Annotated in this window: 1 protein-coding gene; it reads left to right on the top strand. The window is 66.3% G+C overall.

Annotation, left to right across the window (positions count from 1 at the left end; translation table 11 throughout):
- Positions 1-742 (top strand): magnesium transporter CorA family protein (locus ACFSKW_RS54750; RefSeq protein WP_379583850.1); only part of this gene is annotated, 742 nt, incomplete at both ends.

Raw genomic sequence — 742 nt, 5'->3', positions numbered from 1 at the left:
ACACGACCGGCAGCGACCCAAGCTGGACGTCTATGACAGCCACCTCTTCCTGGCCGTCTACGCCGTCCGTCTCGAACCCGGCAGCGACATCCTGCGCTCCACGGAGATCGACGTCTTCGTCACCCGTCAAGCGCTGGTCACGGTGCGGGAGAATGACGGCTTCGACATCGACGAGGTCGTCAAGGCGTGGGACAGCAGGCCCCAGCTGGCCGGAAACGGCGTGGGCTACCTGCTGTACGGCCTGCTCGACCAGGTCGTCGACGGCCACTTCGACATCGTCCAGGCGCTCGACGGCCAGATCGAGGAGCTGGAAGACCGCCTGTTCGACGACACACCGCCCGGCAGCGACCTGCAACGCCATGCCTTCGCCCTGCGCAAGAACCTGGTCGGCCTGCGCCGGTTGGTGCTGCCCATGCGCGAGGTGCTGGCCGCTCTGCTCCGGCGTGACCTGCACGTCGTCGAGCCTGCGCTGGCGCCCTACTACCAGGACGTCTTCGACCACGTGCTGCGGGTGACGGAATGGACAGATTCCCTGCGCGATCTGGTGAGCAACATCCGCGAGACGCACCTGAGCCAGCAGGGGTACCGGCTGAACACCATCATGAAGAAGATCACCGGCGTGGCCGCGGTCGTCGCCGTGCCGACCATGGTGTTCGGCTTCTACGGCCAGAACGTCCCCTTTCCCGGCTCGGAACAGCCGGTCGGATTCTGGACCTCCACCATCGTCACCGCCCTGGCCTGC

This window comes from Nonomuraea mangrovi (assembly GCF_042681425.1).
Classification (GTDB): domain Bacteria; phylum Actinomycetota; class Actinomycetes; order Streptosporangiales; family Streptosporangiaceae; genus Nonomuraea; species Nonomuraea mangrovi.
This window is presented reverse-complemented; position numbering and strand designations above follow the sequence as displayed.